Origin of the sequence: Ammonicoccus luteus (assembly GCF_050880385.1) — a bacterium.
Classification (GTDB): domain Bacteria; phylum Actinomycetota; class Actinomycetes; order Propionibacteriales; family Propionibacteriaceae; genus Enemella.
Window position 1 is genome coordinate 1 of the sequence record NZ_JBNZCI010000004.1, and the last position, 15,470, is coordinate 15,470.

The 15,470-nt window shown below is 68.2% G+C and carries 17 protein-coding genes; 13 read left to right on the plus strand and 4 right to left on the minus strand.

Features of this window, described 5'->3' with window-relative positions:
• Positions 1-110 precede the first annotated feature (110 nt).
• From ACQ260_RS10030 to ACQ260_RS10050, 5 genes are all read left to right on the plus strand, one after another.
• The gene (locus tag ACQ260_RS10030; RefSeq protein ID WP_432559301.1) at positions 111-902 is read left to right on the plus strand and encodes a deoxyribonuclease IV; all 792 of its coding nucleotides are present in this window, start codon (positions 111-113) and stop codon (positions 900-902) included.
• An 82-nt stretch (positions 903-984) separates the two neighbouring features.
• Positions 985-1,752, plus strand: a complete 768-nt coding sequence (locus ACQ260_RS10035) for an SDR family NAD(P)-dependent oxidoreductase (protein WP_432559302.1) — start codon at positions 985-987, stop codon at positions 1,750-1,752.
• 112 nt (positions 1,753-1,864) lie between these two features.
• Positions 1,865-2,686 carry a lysophospholipid acyltransferase family protein gene (locus ACQ260_RS10040; RefSeq protein ID WP_432559303.1) on the plus strand — a complete coding sequence of 274 codons (822 nt, stop codon included), beginning with the start codon at positions 1,865-1,867 and terminating at the stop codon, positions 2,684-2,686.
• Entirely contained in the window at positions 2,683-4,410 is a 1,728-nt protein-coding gene (locus tag ACQ260_RS10045; RefSeq protein WP_432559304.1) for an FAD-binding oxidoreductase, read from the plus strand. Before ACQ260_RS10040 ends, ACQ260_RS10045 begins: the two co-directional genes overlap by 4 nt.
• Positions 4,411-4,479: 69 nt before the next feature.
• Complete coding sequence (locus ACQ260_RS10050; RefSeq protein WP_432559305.1) at positions 4,480-5,586, plus strand: SRPBCC family protein; 1,107 nt, start codon at positions 4,480-4,482, stop codon at positions 5,584-5,586.
• An 18-nt stretch (positions 5,587-5,604) separates the two neighbouring features.
• Here ACQ260_RS10050 and ACQ260_RS10055 read toward each other — a convergent pair whose 3' ends face one another.
• Positions 5,605-6,390 carry a hypothetical protein gene (locus ACQ260_RS10055; RefSeq protein WP_432559306.1) on the minus strand — a complete coding sequence of 262 codons (786 nt, stop codon included), beginning with the start codon at positions 6,388-6,390 and terminating at the stop codon, positions 5,605-5,607.
• Positions 6,391-6,427: 37 nt separating this feature from the next.
• On the opposite strand from ACQ260_RS10055, the gene ACQ260_RS10060 reads away from it, so the two are divergent.
• From ACQ260_RS10060 to ACQ260_RS10070, 3 genes are all read left to right on the plus strand, one after another.
• Positions 6,428-7,693: a sensor histidine kinase gene (locus ACQ260_RS10060; protein WP_432559307.1), complete on the plus strand. Its 1,266-nt coding sequence runs from the start codon at positions 6,428-6,430 to the stop codon at positions 7,691-7,693.
• Positions 7,690-8,346, plus strand: coding sequence for a response regulator (locus ACQ260_RS10065; RefSeq protein ID WP_432559308.1), 657 nt, complete (start codon positions 7,690-7,692; stop codon positions 8,344-8,346). The genes ACQ260_RS10060 and ACQ260_RS10065 overlap by 4 nt, the downstream gene beginning before the upstream one ends.
• Before the next feature lie 146 nt (positions 8,347-8,492).
• Positions 8,493-9,164 (plus strand): RNA polymerase sigma factor, encoded by a 672-nt coding sequence (locus ACQ260_RS10070; protein WP_432559309.1) that lies wholly within the window; start codon positions 8,493-8,495, stop codon positions 9,162-9,164.
• A 91-nt stretch (positions 9,165-9,255) separates the two neighbouring features.
• Here ACQ260_RS10070 and ACQ260_RS10075 read toward each other — a convergent pair whose 3' ends face one another.
• The 3 genes from ACQ260_RS10075 to ACQ260_RS10085 are packed head-to-tail and all read right to left on the minus strand — an operon-like array spanning position 9,256 to position 11,029.
• Positions 9,256-9,543, minus strand: a complete 288-nt coding sequence (locus tag ACQ260_RS10075; RefSeq protein ID WP_432559310.1) for a winged helix-turn-helix domain-containing protein — start codon at positions 9,541-9,543, stop codon at positions 9,256-9,258.
• Positions 9,540-10,214: a hypothetical protein gene (locus ACQ260_RS10080; RefSeq protein WP_432559311.1), complete on the minus strand. Its 675-nt coding sequence runs from the start codon at positions 10,212-10,214 to the stop codon at positions 9,540-9,542. The genes ACQ260_RS10075 and ACQ260_RS10080 overlap by 4 nt, the downstream gene beginning before the upstream one ends.
• Before the next feature lie 2 nt (positions 10,215-10,216).
• Positions 10,217-11,029, minus strand: coding sequence for a CPBP family intramembrane glutamic endopeptidase (locus ACQ260_RS10085; RefSeq protein WP_432559312.1), 813 nt, complete (start codon positions 11,027-11,029; stop codon positions 10,217-10,219).
• 133 nt (positions 11,030-11,162) lie between these two features.
• On the opposite strand from ACQ260_RS10085, the gene ACQ260_RS10090 reads away from it, so the two are divergent.
• The 5 genes from ACQ260_RS10090 (at position 11,163) to ACQ260_RS10110 (ending at position 15,368) form a co-directional block, all read left to right on the plus strand.
• Positions 11,163-12,044, plus strand: a complete 882-nt coding sequence (locus ACQ260_RS10090; protein WP_432559313.1) for an ABC transporter ATP-binding protein — start codon at positions 11,163-11,165, stop codon at positions 12,042-12,044.
• Positions 12,045-12,077: 33 nt separating this feature from the next.
• Positions 12,078-12,884 carry an ABC transporter permease gene (locus ACQ260_RS10095; RefSeq protein ID WP_432559314.1) on the plus strand — a complete coding sequence of 269 codons (807 nt, stop codon included), beginning with the start codon at positions 12,078-12,080 and terminating at the stop codon, positions 12,882-12,884.
• 23 nt (positions 12,885-12,907) lie between these two features.
• A complete protein-coding gene (locus ACQ260_RS10100) occupies positions 12,908-14,065 on the plus strand; it encodes a sensor histidine kinase (RefSeq protein ID WP_432559697.1) in 1,158 nt (385 codons plus the stop codon).
• Complete coding sequence (locus ACQ260_RS10105) at positions 14,062-14,682, plus strand: response regulator (RefSeq protein ID WP_432559315.1); 621 nt, start codon at positions 14,062-14,064, stop codon at positions 14,680-14,682. The genes ACQ260_RS10100 and ACQ260_RS10105 overlap by 4 nt, the downstream gene beginning before the upstream one ends.
• Positions 14,683-14,759: 77 nt before the next feature.
• The gene (locus ACQ260_RS10110; protein ID WP_432559316.1) at positions 14,760-15,368 is read left to right on the plus strand and encodes a class I SAM-dependent methyltransferase; all 609 of its coding nucleotides are present in this window, start codon (positions 14,760-14,762) and stop codon (positions 15,366-15,368) included.
• Positions 15,369-15,470 lie beyond the last annotated feature (102 nt).

Sequence of the window (15,470 nt, forward strand, 5' to 3'; positions counted from 1 at the left end):
GAACGAGGCCACAGCGCACTCAACGGGCTCCCACCCATCAGCCGACTGTCACCAACCTGATGGCCGGGTACACCTAGAGTGTCCGGGACCCGGCGAAGGAGGACACAGGCATGGTGGCAATCGGCGCGCACGTCGACCAGACCGACCCGGTCGCGGAGGCGGTGGCCCGCGGCGCGGATGTGGCCCAGTTCTTCCTCGGCAATCCGCAGGGCTGGAAGGGCCCCGAGATCGCGTTCGAAGGCGGCGCGGCAGCGCTGAAGGCCAAATCCGCGGAGGCCGGCGTGCGCCTCTATGTCCACGCACCCTATGTGCTCAACGTCGCCTCGATGAACAACCGCGTCCGCATCCCGTCCCGCAAGCAACTCCAGGCCCAGCTGCACGCCGCCGCCGAGATCGGGGCTGCCGGGGTCATCGTCCACGGTGGACACGTCACCGCCAAGGACGACCCCGAGAAGGGCTTCGACAACTGGCGCAAATGCATCGACGGGCTCGAGATGCCGGTGCCGCTGCTGATCGAGAACACCGCGGGCGGCGACAACGCCATGGCCCGTCACCTCGACCGGATCGGGCGCCTGTGGGAAGCCGTGCACGATGCCGAGGGCGGCGACACGGTCGGGTTCTGCCTCGACACCTGCCACGCCCACGCAGGCGGCATCGAGCTGCCCGGGGTGGTCGAGAAAGTCCGATCGCTGACCGGTCGCATCGACCTGATCCATTTGAACGACTCCCGCGACGCGTTCGATTCCGGCGCCGACCGCCACGCCAACCTCGGGACCGGCAACTGCGACCCGGACGGTCTGGTCGAAGTCGTCGCCACGGCGGATGCGCCGATCATGCTCGAGACGCCGGGTGGCGTGGCTGAGCACGTTGCCGACATGAGGTGGTTGCTCGAGCGGCTGTGACGGCCCGGGACGATCGGGGACCTGCGCACCGCTCCGGAACGCGCCGCCCGGATATCGGGCAGGCGTCGCTAAGCTCACGCGCATGCCTACAGCCCTGATCACCGGCGCGACCGCCGGCATCGGCGCCGAGTTCGCGCGCCAGCTCGCCGACCGTGGTTATGACCTCGTGCTGGTCGCCCGCGATGAGGGGCGGCTCAAGGAGTACGCAGAGGAACTGCACCACGAGACCGCCGTCGACGTCGAGATCCTCTCGGCCGACCTCGCCGACCGCGATCAGACGCTGCAGGTGGCCGCCCGCCTGGAGGACCAGGCCCGGCCGATCCATCTTCTCGTCAACAACGCCGGTTTCGGTCTGCGCTCGACGATGCTCGAGCCCGACACGACGCTCGAGGAGCGCGCTCTCGACGTCATGTGTCGAGCCGTCATGATCCTGGGCGGTGCTGCAGCCCGCGCGATGAAGGAACGCGGCCGCGGCATCATCATCAACACCTCCTCCGTCGCCGGCGTGATGGCGATGGGCAACTATTCGGCCGTCAAGGCCTTCGTGACCGCTTATTCGGAGTCGCTCGCCACGCAACTCCGGCAGACCGGTGTCACGGTCACGGCCCTGTGCCCGGGCTGGGTGCGCACCGAGTTCCACGACCGCGCCCAGATCAACGCTTCCTCGATCCCCACTTGGGCCTGGATCGACAAGACCGTCCTCGTCCGCGAGGCGCTGGCCGACGCCGAGAAGGGCAAGGTCATCTCGATCCCCACACTCGGCTGGAAGGTCGCCATGACCGCGGCCCGGCTTATTCCCCGGTCGACCGCACGGTGGATTTCCGCCATGATCACGTCGAAACGGCACTGACCGGAGGCGGCCTTGGAGGGGTTCCACAACGAATTCACCCCCTTCGTCGTGCGGTCCCCACAAGCGTGGACCGGAAGGCGACAACGCTGTGAGGGAGGCTTAGTCTGTGGCGGTGAGTGAACGAGGGCGATATCGGTCGAAGAGCCACCGCGCGGCCCGTTTCGTCGCCCAACAACTTCTGCTCAAACCGACGGTGTGGGCACTGGTCGACGTCACAGTGCACGGCAAGGAGCGGCTCCGCCACCTCGAGGACCCCTATATCGTGGTGGCCAACCACTCGAGCCACCTCGATAGCCCCCTGATCATCGGCGCCCTTCCGCGTCGGCTGTCCCGCCAGCTCGCGACGGGCGCGGCGGCGGATTACTGGTATGGCAAGTTCTGGAAGTCGGCCTCCACCGGACTGTTCTTCAACACCTTTCCCGTCGAGCGCGGCCGCGGGCTGCGCGGTCGCGGTTCGAAAGCCCGAGGTCTGGCCGGCCATCTGCTCAACGACGGCGTACCCCTCCTCATCTTCCCCGAGGGAACCCGCTCCCGCACGGGCGCCATGGGCTCGTTCAAGCCCGGCACCGCCGCGCTCTGCATCTCCCGCAACGTGCCCTGCCTCCCGATCGCGCTCGTCGGCGCATCGTTGGCGATGCCGACCGGCAAAACGCTGCCCGTCAAGGGGCGGCCCAAGGTGCATGTGGTGTTCGGCGAGCCCATGTGGGCGACGCCCGGCGAATCGGCCCACGAATTCTCCGATCGCATCGCCGCGCGGATCCGGGAATTGCACGATGAGGTGGCCGCGCAGAGCGAACTGCCCCTGATGAGCGATTATGAACAGGCGGCGATCGCTGCCAAGGCAGCTGACCAGACCGCACCAGCGAATCCGGCTGAACCAACCGACGACGAACCGACACAGCAGTCGGACGAGGAGAAGGGGCCACAGCAGTGACCAATGGCGTGAAGCACATGAAGTGGTGGGGCTGGGGTGTCGAGGGCATCGCGTTCCACCACGAGGACAAGCCCCGATTCGCGCCGTTCGTGCTCGACAAGGTCGGCCTCGACGTGAACGCGCCGACGGAGAAGCCGCCGGCATTCGACGAGATCGAGGTCCCCGCCTCCCGCCTGACCGACGGCCTCAAGACCACGCTGACCGAGGTCCTGGGCGAGAAATATGTGGTCACCGAGGACATGGACCGCGTCGTCCACACGTTCGGAAAGTCGGTCCGCGACCTGATCCGCATGCGCCGCAATTTGCTCCAGCGCATCCCGGACGCGGTGCTCTATCCGGCCGACGAGGACCAGGTCCGGGCCGTCATGGACGCGGTCGTCGCGGCGGACGCCGTGCTGATTCCGTTCGGTGGCGGCTCCAACATCGTCGGTGCCCTCGAGCCGCGCGCCCGCGAGGAGCGCGTCGTGCTCTCGCTCGACCTCGGCCGCATGAACCGCGTGATCGACATCGACGACGAGGCCGGCCTGGCCCGCATCGAGGCCGGCGCCCTCGGCCCGGCGCTGGAGGAGCAGCTCAACCGCCGCGGCTGGACCATGGGCCACTTCCCCGACTCGTTCACCCACTCCACCCTCGGCGGCTGGATCGCGACCCGGTCGTCGGGCATGCAGTCCGACGTCTACGGCGATATCGCGGACATCACGCGGGGCGTCCGGGTCGTTCAGCCGGGCCGTACGCTGGTTCTGCGCCCCCTCCCGTCGACCTCCACCGGCCCGTCGGTGCGGGAGATGATCCTGGGCTCCGAGGGCCGGCTCGGCGTGATCACCGAAGCGACGGTGAACGTCCACCGGTTGCCCGAGGAGCGGGTGATTTTGGCGTACTTCTTCCCCGACTGGCCCACCGGCCTCAAGGCCATGCAGGCCGTCTCGAAGTCCGAGGCCGACGTGCTCGTCGCGCGCTGCTCCGACGACCGGGAGACCGCGTTCTCGTTCTCGACGCAGAAGAAGCAGAAGGGCCTGAAGAAGGTCGTCACCGAGGGCGTGTTCAAGGTGCTGGAACGCCGCGGGTGGGACATGGACAAGCTGTGCATGTCGTTCATCGGCTTCGAGGGCTCGAAGGAGCACGTGAAGCGCCAGAAGGAGATCGTCAAGAAGGTCGTCACGGCCCACGGCGGCATGGTCGTCGGCAAGGGTCCGGGCGCGCTCTATGACCAGAAGAAGTTCGACACCCCGTATCTGCGCGACTTCCTGCTCGACCGCGGTGCGGCCGCGGACGTGTCCGAGACCGCGGCGCCTTATTCGAAGCTGCAGACCCTCTATGACAACACGATCGCCGCCGCGGAAAAGGCGATGGCGGAGGTCGATTGCCGGGGGTACATCATGTGCCACCTCTCCCACAACTATCACTCGGGCGCGTGCCTCTATTTCACGTTCGCGATCGCCGACATGTCGGCTGACGTGCTGGTGAAATACGATCACGTGAAGCGCGCGATCCAGCAGTCGTTCATCGACAACGGCGGCACGCTGTCCCACCACCACGGTGTCGGCCGGGAGCATGCGCCGTGGATGGCGCAGGACATCTCGCCCGCGGGCGAGGCGATGATCTCCGACCTGATCGCGTCCGTTGACCCGAAGGACAACCTCAATCCCGGCGTCATCGTGCACACGGGCAAACCGGGCATCACCGTGATCTCGGCGGATCATTCCGATCCCGACGAAATTGCGTGACCGGACTCGCGGACGGGCGATTCTGGCGGATTCTTCCGTGATGGTCGACCAGGGCTCACACTTGGTGCCATGTCGCACGAGGTAGCCGTCAGTCGGACCATCGCCGCCGCCCCCGACGACGTCTGGGCTGTCCTGACCGATGTGGCCCGGTGGTCGTCTCTGCTGCGTCAGGTTGTGAGCGTCCAGGTCCTGACGCCCGGGGAGTACGCGGTCGGCACGCGGTGGCGCGAGACCCGCTCGATGTTCGGCCGGGACGCCACGCAGGAGCTGTGGGTCACCGAGGTCGAGGCGCCTCGGCGGACGGTGCTGGGCTCCGAATTCGGCGGCATGACCTATCGGATGGAGCATCTTCTCGAGCCATCCGGCGACCACACCGACAGCCGCCCCCGCACCCGGGTGACCGTGCGGCTGCAGTCGGACGAGTCCGAGGATGAGACCCTGTGGCTCTGGCGGGTGCTCGGCGCCCTCGGCTCGCGCGCGACGCAGGAGTCGATCGCCCAGGACCTGGCCGACCTTGCGGGCGCGGTCGAGCGACCGGAAACCCGCGACATGCTCGTGATCCATCGCCTGTTCACGCGCGAGCTCGCGGCGGGCCCGGACCTGGTCCGGGGGGTGCCGGCGGGTGACCTGCATCGCGCGGGAGTCGTGGCCGACCATCTGGCGGTCGTCCTCAACACCCTCGTCGATCACCACCACGGCGAGGATGTGCTGATCTGGCCGCTGCTGGCCGAGCGGACCACGATCGCACCGGACCTGAGCGCACGGCTCGATGAGCAGCACGAGCAGATCCACGCGGACATCATCGAGGCACGCATCCTGATGACGCGGTGGCTCGAGGCCGCCGACGGTGGCGTGCGCGACCAGCTGGCCGAACTCGTCACCAGCCTCGGCGCGGAGATCCGCGATCACCTGGAGACCGAGGAGAACGAGATCCTCCCGCTGATCGAGCAGCATCTGACCCGCGTGGAATACGAGCGACTCGTCGCCCACGGCCGGGAAAGTCTGCCGCGGGACAAGGCGGCCATGATCGTGCAGTTGTTTCTGGAGGGTGCGAACCGCAGCGAACGCACCCTGCTGCTCAACGACTATCCCCCGGCGATGCAGTTGTTCATCCGGACCGTCGGTGCCCGGCAATATCGGCGTTATGTGCGGCGACTCCGCGCGCGGGGCCAATAGACGCCAGCCGGGCGGGAACTAGCTCTCCAGTGTCCATTCCCCGCGCGCCCAGATGAGCAGAATCTCGCCGCCGTTGAGGTCGAGCACCTGCGACTCGAACCGACCGATGCACAGGTTTGCGGTGAAGCCGCGATCGTCCAGGCGATAGGCATAGGCGTTGAGCGTGTCCCGGGAATTCAGCGGCGCGAACGACAACCGCACGCTTGGGCTGTCGACTCGCACCACCTGGGCACCCTGACCCTTCAGCGGTCCTTGCTGGACGGGCAGGTCGTGCCAGGAGCGGAGGGTGAGCGTCCAGTTGCCGTGCGCGGTGATCAGCAACGAGTTGTGTGGCCCGTCGCTCATCTCGTGAATGGTGTCGATGAGCCACACCACATCGAAGCCCTCCCCGGCCGCCTCCCCACTGACGATCGGGAGCGCCGCTCCGGTATTGAACAACGACAGGTGGCCGACGCAGTCGTCGCACTGGAACTCGACGACCGTCGCGAAGTCCCCCAGTCGCTCGTAGGCGACTTCGGCATTGCCGGTCCCGTGCGCCTCCACCGGCATCCCGGTGTTGAGTCGGTGCTCCTGGCGGGGGAACTCCGGCCCGGGCTGGGGATCGGGTTCGCTCGTGCCCCCGGCGCCGTCACGGATGAGGCACGCGTCGGCCGGGGCGACGCCCGGCTCGCCGGCCGGGTCGGCGGGCCGGAAGGCAGCCACGTCCTGGGCCGCGCGTACGCCCACCAACAGCAGCAACGCGAGCACGCCACCGACGGCGACGGCGATAATTCCGTCGCGGACGGGGTGGCGGTTCGCGGGCACGGTGCGAGCCTACGCGCACACGCCTACGCTGGAGGCGATGAATGCACGTCCCCGGCTGAACCCCGGTCTGTCGTTCGCCGATCGCCGTGACGGCTGGGTCGGCGATATCGCGCTGACCGGACTGTTGCTCGCGCTCGCGGCCGTGTTCCCCTACCTGATCGGCTTCCGCTATCTCGTCAGCCCGATCGAGCTCCAGTTCCTCGTCTCGGTCCTGCTCATCGCCCCCTTGGCGCTGCGGAGCCACTATCCCCAAGTCATGCTCCTGTTGAGCGGATTGGCCGGGGTTGCCCACCTTTTTGTGGCCAACGGCCCGCTGCCCGCGCTCGTCGTGGTGCCGGTCGTCGTCTATTCGGTGGCTCGGGAAGTCGACGCCGTCAGCTCCCGCAGTGCGGTGCTCATCGGCTTGATCGGGGCAGTCGTGGGCCCGATGCACTGGTATCTCGCGAACAATTGGGAGATCAACTTCCTCGTCGTGGTGATGCTGGTGTGCACCGGGATGGTGCTGACCCCCTATGTCATCGGCCGCCGCCTGCAGGAATCCGCCAAGGCCAAGGACGCCGCCGAACGACTCGAGCACGAGCGGGTCCAGACGATGCTCGCGGAACGCGACCAGCGCGCTCGGATGGCCGAGATCAGCGCCCGCCAACAGATCGCCCGCGAACTCCACGACATCGTCGCCCACTCACTGTCGGTCATGGTCGTGCAGGCCGAGGGCGGTCGGGCTCTCGCCGCCAAGAAGCCCGAGAAAGCCACCGAGGTCCTCGAGACGATCGCCGGCACGGGGCGCGAGGCGCTCGTCGAGATGCGGCGGATCGTCGGGGTGCTCCGCAACACACCGGATGAGGAGTCGACCTATGCGCCGATGCCTGGGCTGGGCGACATCGGCGAGATGGTGCACCGGACCGGCGATCGCGTGACACTTCGAACGACCGGGCACCAGCCGGCCTGCGGCCCGGCGACCCAGCTGACGGTCTATCGGATCGTGCAGGAGGCGTTGACGAATTTCCTCAAACACGCCGGCGCCCGGGCCCGGGGCGAGGTGGAGCTGGACTTCGGCGCCGATCGCATCACCATCGAGGTCACCGATGACGGCTTGGGCTCCGCCGCCCAATCGGACGGCATGGGCAATGGCCTGAAGGGCATGCGGGAACGGGTGTCGGCCATGGGTGGCACACTCGAAGCCGGGCCCCGCCCCGAGGGGGGCTTCCGGGTGTGCGCTGTCGTGCCGCTCGCCGCGACGGGCAGCCATCGCTGGGCGGGCGGGGTGGCGTACGCCCGCGAACGACCGAAAGGACACCAGTGATCCGCGTATTCCTCGTCGACGACCAGTCCCTTGTCCGCAGTGGCTTCCGGATGCTCATCGAGGCGGAGGACGACATCGAGGTCGTCGGCGAGGCATCCGACGGTGCCGAGGCCGTCGCGGCGCTGACCGCCGACCCGGCCGACGTCGTGCTCATGGACATCCGCATGCCGGTTATGGACGGCGTCGAAGCCACCCGGCGGATCGTGCGGGCCGACCTCGGCACGCGCGTGCTGGTGCTGACGACCTTCGATCTCGACGAATATGTGTTTGCCGCGTTGAAGGCCGGTGCCTCCGGGTTCATGCTCAAGGACGCGCGGCCCGAGGAACTGTTGTCGGCCATCCGGGACGTCGCGGCCGGTGACGCGGTGGTCGCGCCGAGCGCGACCCGGCGGCTGCTGGATCACGTTGTGCCAACGCTGCCCGCCAATCCCGCAACCGGACCTGATCCGCGCCTGGACGTGCTGACCGACCGTGAGCTCGAGGTGCTCACGGAGATCGCCAATGGCGCGACGAACTCGGAGATCGGTGCGCGGCTCTATATGGCCGAGGGCACGGTCAAGACTCATATCGGTCGCCTCCTGTCGAAGCTCCAGGCCCGGGATCGGGTGAGTCTGGTGCTCTTCGCCTATGAAACCGGTGTCGCCGGCCGCTGAACGGCGCCTGATCGACCGGGACAACACTTCGGCGACCTCGGACAACACCTGAGCGACCTCGGACAACACCGGGGAGCCCTCGGGCAACACCGTGCACAACAGCCGCTGGAGAGGCTCATGGCATCACCTGCTGAGGGAGAAATGCCATGGGAGTCGCCGAACTGGTGCGGGAGTTCGAGTGGTTGTCGGAGACCGGTGCGCCGCGGGTCGCGGCCTGGGTTGATCGGCACCCGGCACTGGCCGGGTGCGTGAACCTGGCCGACGTGGTCGAGGCCGTCCGGACCGATCCCGACCCGGTCCTGCAGGCCTTGTTGCGTGAGGTGGGAGCCGGTTGCCTCTTGGCCGCCCGCGTGGTGCTGCAAACGATGCTGCCGAAGATGATCGTCATGTCCCGGAGTGACCGGGGCGCCTTCGTCATGGACTACGTGGCCCAGCTGTGGCTGCGGATCCTGGCCTATCCGCTGGATCGGCGGCCTCGGCGGATTGCAGCGAACCTGGCGCTCGACACGCTGAAGGCGGTCCAGGCCGAGCGCCGGCCGGGCGTCGTGCTGCTGGAGCCGCATCGGTTCGCCGAGCTGCCCGGGATGGTCGCTCCTGATCCTCCGCGGGAAACCCGAGGACTGCTGCGCACGGCTCTGGACCGCGGGTTGGTGGATCCGCACACACACGCCGTCCTCACCAGCGTCTATGCCGAAGGGTGCAGCGACAAAGAGGCCGCCGGGCGCTACGGGGTCTCGCCGGTCACGATTCAGCGTCGGTGCCAGCGCGGAGTGCGGATCCTCTCGGCCCACGCGGTCGAGTTGGCGGACGCGCTGTGAGCCGGTGCCGCTGCTCAGGTCATCGGTCGGGCCACCCTTGGCCATCACGGCCGACGCCGTCGTTGAGGTCGCGCGTTCCCCGGGCTGTGCGTTAGCCGATCAGAGCCCGCAACGCCTCGGTGTAGTCCTCGAACGCCCGGCGGCCCCGCTTGGTGAGCCCCAGGTAGGTGACCGGGGTGCGATTGTCGAAGGTCTTCTCCACTGCGATGTACTCGGCGTCCTCCAGTTTGCGCAGGTGCGTCGAGAGGTTCCCTGCGGTCATGTCGAGCAACTCCCGAAGACGCGGGAACGTGATCTGTTCGTCGACCTCAAGGGTGGCAAGCGTGGCCATGATCCGCAGTCGCGCAGCCGCGTGGATGACCGGATCGAGCTCAGTCATAACACCCGCCCCGGCGCGGAGCGTCGTCCGCGCCGGATCCACACGAGGCTGATGATGGCGGCGATCAGGAACCCGCCGCCGCCGGCGATCGCATAGACCAGATAGTGGGTGGGCACCCGGAAGAACGGCGCAACGGTGCCGACGACGACGGACCAAGCGCCGAGATAGAGCATCGGAACCGCGCGCCACAGGATTCCGGCGAAGACATACATGAGGCCGGCGAAGAAGACGTACATCGTCGGGTAGTACACCGCGAGGAGTTCGGCGGACATGCCGTTGGCGACCAGGCCGCCGCCGATGATGTAGATGGCAATGGGGCCGAGCCACCAGACCTGGCCATAGGCGACGCCGGTGAACACGGCATCCTTGCCACCGCGCGTACCACGCCCGACACGCGCCCCGAGCACGGCAGACAGGATGATCGCGGCGATGAGCAGCACGATGAAGATCGTGGCGGCGACCTCGATGGGCAGGGCGAAGCCGGGCCGGAGCCCCTCGGTGAGCCACAGGGCGGCGAAGCCGACGAGCCATGCTGTCCCCCACGCGAAAAGGATGAGCGGCACGAATCCGCCGCGCTTGCCGGCCACGCTGCGCTGCTGATCCTCGACGAGCGCGAGCATTTCAGCTGGCCCGAGAGCGCGGTCGTCGTCCAGAGGTGCGTCCGGTCTCATGATCAGGCTCCGTTCAGCGGCTGCAGGAAGGGGATGGCCAGTGCTGGCAGCGTGAACAGCAGATTGACCAAGCCGTGTGCGAAGACCAGCGGCATCAGTCGGCGCTGCCGGAGATAGATGACGCCCGAGCCCAGTCCCCAGACGAAGAAGGCCGCGGCGAAAACGAGCGCCGCTTCGGGTGTCGGGGCGTACAACAAATGCTGCAGGCCGAACAGCACCGCGGGCACGAGCAGAGCGAGAATCGGCGGCCAGACCCGGGCGAGTCGGCCCTGACTGAAACCCCGATAGACCAACTCCTCGGCGGGTGCGTTCAGCGGGGCGAACGTCAGCACGGCGACGATTCCGATCACGAGCCACACCATTGCGGGCAGGTCCGGCACGGCCGCCGGGTCAAAGAACACCACTTCGAAGCGCTCGAACGTCTCGCCACCGTGCAGCGCGAACATGACCAGCATGATCGTGCCGACGAACGGCAGATAGAGCACGACGATCCACAACAGGCCCCACAGCGCATCGCGCAGAAGTCGACCCCGCTGCAGCCCGAGGACGGCTCGCACGGTCATGCCGTCGCGGTGCAGCAGCCTGGCGACCAGCAGGAGACAGACGATGTTCACCGGGAGCATGGCCACGCTGGCGAGCACGGCGGGTGGCGGGAAGGCGACACCGGGCGCCACAGCCCTGACCAGCGACCAGGTCAATCCGCTGGCCGCAGCCACCAGAACGATGCGCAGCACGGGCAAACCCAGGGCCCAGCCGGTGTGCTTTTGACGATCACCGCTCCGAGCATCCGCGGAGGTCTCCTGTGTCAGGGTCATGTCAAGTTTGTAGTACAAACTACTTTTCACGTCAAGGGTCTTTGGGCTCGCTCGCCGGCCTGTGACAACTGTCATCCGGACTCCGTGACATCACCCCCTCATCAGGTGCACGCGTTTTCGCGACCCTTGATGCATGCCCAACCAAGCGGCGATCACGCTCACCGGACTCACCAAGACCTACGGCTCCCTCACCGCGGTCGACCAACTCGATCTCGAGGTGCCCGCCGGCCAGATCCTGGCCCTGCTCGGCCCGAACGGTGCCGGCAAATCGACGGCGACCGAAATGATCCTCGGACTCACCCAGCCCGACGCCGGGACGGCTCACGTCTTCGGCAACGATCCGACGACCGCCGTGCGCCGTGGCGACACCGGCGCGATGCTCCAGAACGGCACGCTCCTCTGGGACACGTCGGTGCTCCGACTGCTGAAGATGATGCGCGGCCTGCACGTTCGCCCGCTCCCGCTGAGCGAGATCATCGAACGCGCCGACCTCGGCTCGATCCTCAAGTCCAACACCAGCAAGCTGTCCGGCGGTCAGGCGCAACGGGTGCGCTTCGCACTCGCGATCATGGCCGATCCCCAACTGCTGCTGCTCGACGAACCCACAGTCGGCATGGACGTCGATGCCCGCAGGCGGTTCTGGTCGACGATGACCGATTTCACGGCCAGCGGCCGCACGGTGGTCTTCGCCACCCACTATCTCGACGAGGCCGACGAGTTCGCCGACCGCATCGTGGTGCTCAACCACGGCAGGCTCGCCGTGGACGGGACCGGCGATGAGATCAAGCGCATCGTCGGCGGCCGCCAGGTCAGCTTCATCGGGCCCGACCGCGACTGGGCCACCGTGCCCGGCGTCATCACCGCCGACCGGCACCGCGACCGCGTCGTCCTGCAGTGCGCCGATGCGGACACCACCCTTCGTGCCCTGCTGACCGGCGCGGACGCCGAGGCGCTCCGCGACATCGAGGTCACCGCGCCGTCCCTCGAGGATGCCTTCCTCAGCGTCGTCGCCTGACCGTTTCGCCCTCACGCACAAGGAGCCAGCACCATGACCACCACCGCCCTCACCCCGGGTCGCACGACCGAGGCGACCGCCCGATCTACCTCGCGTACCCCCCGATTCCTCCACTACTTCGTCCACAGCGTCAGCCACCTGGTCCGCGACTGGTCGTTCCTGGCCTTCCTGATCGCGATGCCCGTGACCATGTATCTCTTCTTCTCCGCCATCTACGGCGATCAGTACACCGAGGGCGGCGTCACCGTCGCGGCGGTCATGATGGTCACGATGGCCACCTATGGCGGGCTCGGCGCGGCCATGAGCGCCGGCGCCAGCATCCAGTCGGAGCGCTCGTCCGGCTGGTTCCGTCAGCTCATGCTCACCCCGCTCACCCCCGCGGAGTTCGTCCTGGCCAAGGTGCTGACGGCGCTCGCCGCGGTCCTGCCCGCGCTGACGGCGGTGGGGATCGCAGGAATAGTGCGGGGGGTACGCCTCCCGCTCGCCACGTGGGCCGGCGTCCTCGGGCTGCTCATGCTCGCCCTGCTGCCGATGGTGATCCTCGGACTCGTGATCGGCCTCTGGTTCAAGCAGCAGACTGCCAGCGCGGTGACCACGCTCACGATGCTCGCGCTGTCCATGGTCGGCGGCCTGTGGTTCCCGCTGGACATGATGCCGTCGGTGATGCAGACGATCGGCAAGCTGCTCCCGTCCTATTGGGCCGGCCAGATCGGCGTCTGGCCCATCGTCGGAGGTGGCTTCCCCTGGCAAGGGGTCCTGGTCCTCGGCTGCTGGGTCCTGGTGCTCATCGGGCTCGGGGCACTCGGCTATGGTCGCGCCGTCCGCAGCTCGCGGCGGTGACTCCAGGGAGGATGCCCGTGACGATGGCCGGCGGGGCAGGAGAGACCGGGTCGACCGACACCGCCGATCTCCTGGCGCCAGGATTCGATCCCGACGCCCAGGAACTGCCGTGGTGGCGGCGCATGATCGCGCAGGGGGTCGGGTACTTCGCGCCCAGCACCGTGTTCGTGGCGATCCCCGTCGTCTTCAGCATCGGCCAGCCGTTGCCCCGCGTGGTGGCGGTCAGCCTCGCGTCGCTGGTCATCGGTGCGCTGTTCATCGGCGCGACGCTGATCATGCACTGGTCGGAACGTGGCCGCTGGGGTTGGCTGGGCGCCATGGTGGTGGCGATTGCCGCGCTCGGTGTGTCGAGCACCGGGGACGCGCGACCCACCTACTTCGCGACCTATGTGAGCGCCGCCGGCGCTGTGCTCATCCCCTGGCGACGCGCGCGAATCCTGATCATGGCGGTTACCCTCGTCGTCCTCATCACCGCGTTGGTGCAACGTGATCTGTTCGGGGTCGTCATGGCGGCCATGGCCCTGGCGATCGGCCTGTCGGTCGGCCTGGGCTTGGAAACCGAGCGTACGCGCCGAGCCCTGCGCGTCGCCGAGGAACGGACCGCCGTCCTGGCAGTCACCGCCGAACGCGAACGCATCGGCCGGGACCTGCACGACATCCTGGGCCACTCCCTCACCACGATCGCCGTCAAGGCCGACTTGGCAGGTCGACTCGTGGGCCGCGACGACGAGGCAGCGCGGGCGGAGGTCGACAGCCTCGCCACCATCGCCCGTCAGGCGCTGGGCGACGTCCGGGCCACCGCCTCGGGCATGCGGGAGGTGCGGCTCGCCACGGAGATCGCCTCCGCACGGTCGGTGCTGGCCGCGGCCGGTGTCGAGGCCATCACCCCGAGCGCGATGCCCCTCCTGGAGGACGGCCGCTCCGAGCTCTTCGGCTATGTGCTCCGCGAAGCAGTCACCAATGTCGTCCGCCACGCGGAGGCCACCACCTGCACGATCACCTGCGACAGTGAGCAGGTGACGATCACCGATGACGGGCGTGGGCTGACCGGACGAGTGCCCGGTTCGGGCAGTGGGCTCGCGGGGCTGCGGGCACGGATCGAGGAGGCCGGGGGGTCGCTCCTCGTGGAGTCGGGCGGACGCGGGACGACCGTGACAGCCCGTCTGGAGCCGGTGGCATGACCCGCGTGCTGATCGCCGACGACCAAACCCTCATCCGGACCGCGCTGGCCACCATGCTCGGGCTGGAAGACGATCTCGAGGTGGTCGCGCAGGCGGACACGTGTGCGGCCACGGTGCGGCAGGCCGCGGAGAGCCGACCGGATGTCGTGCTGCTCGACGTCCAGATGCCCGCCGGCGGTCTCGGGGTGGAGGACGGAATCGACGCCCTCCCCCACCTGCTCGCGGCGGCGCCGGAGGCGAAGATCATCGTCGTGACCACGTTCGGCCGCCCGGGTTATCTGCGCCGCGCGCTGGAAGCCGGCGCCGTCGGGTTCCTGGTCAAGGACACCCCCGTGGATCGGCTGATCGAGGGCATCCGGAAAGCCGCCGCGGGCTTGCGCGTCGTCGACCCCGAGCTCGCTGCAGCGTCGCTGTCGATCGGCGCCTCGCCGCTCAGCGAGAAGGAAGCGCTGGTGTTGGCGGCGTCCACCGGCGGGGCCAGCACCGGCGAGATCGCCCGGGCGGTGCACCTGTCCGAGGGCACGGTCCGCAACTATCTCAGCTCCGCGATCGGGAAGCTCGGCGCCCGCAACCGGGCCGAGGCGCTGCGCCTGGCCACCGACAACGGCTGGGTATGATCAGCGTCGGCGGACCGGCCCGGCCGGCTGAATTCGTGGCATGTCCTTCCTCTTCCCCGGGACTAAACTGAGAAGTTGTGAACACTCCCCCGAGCCAATGGGCCCAGATCATCGCGGCCGACCCGCAGCACTCGCACCGCTATGCCGAGCGATTCCGTGCCCTCGAGGCGCGTGGTCAGGACATTTACGGCGAGGCCCGGCTCCTCGACTCCATGGTTGACCGCGGCGCGCATGTCCTCGACGCCGGGTGCGGCGCCGGGCGTACTGGCGGCTATCTCGCCCGGCAGGGCCACCGCGTCGTCGGGGTCGATCTGGATCCCGTCCTCATCGAGGCCGCTGCGGCGGACTTTCCGGGACCGACCTGGCTCGTCGGTGACCTGGCGGAACTCGACCTGCCGAGCCGGGGCGTGGCCGATCCGTTCGACGCCATCATCTCCGCAGGCAACGTGATGACGTTCCTCCATCCCGCCACCCGCCTTGCCGTGCTCAGGAACTTCGCTGCGCACCTCGCGCCCGAGGGTCGAGCGGTGATCGGCTTCGGGGCCGAGCGGGGCTATTCGTTCGACGCGTACGCCGCAGACGTCGCCCGAGCCGGCCTCCGGATCGATGCCCGCTTCGCAACCTGGGACCTCCGGCCCTTCACGGGCACGTCGGACTTCCTGGTGAGCATCCTCTCCAGAGCGTGAGGCTCCCCCAGCGTCAACTCCGCTGGGCCAGATAGTTGCTATTTCAACTGATCATGTCGCGAGGGCCGTTCACGAGACGCCCACGGACCGGACCAGCACGCC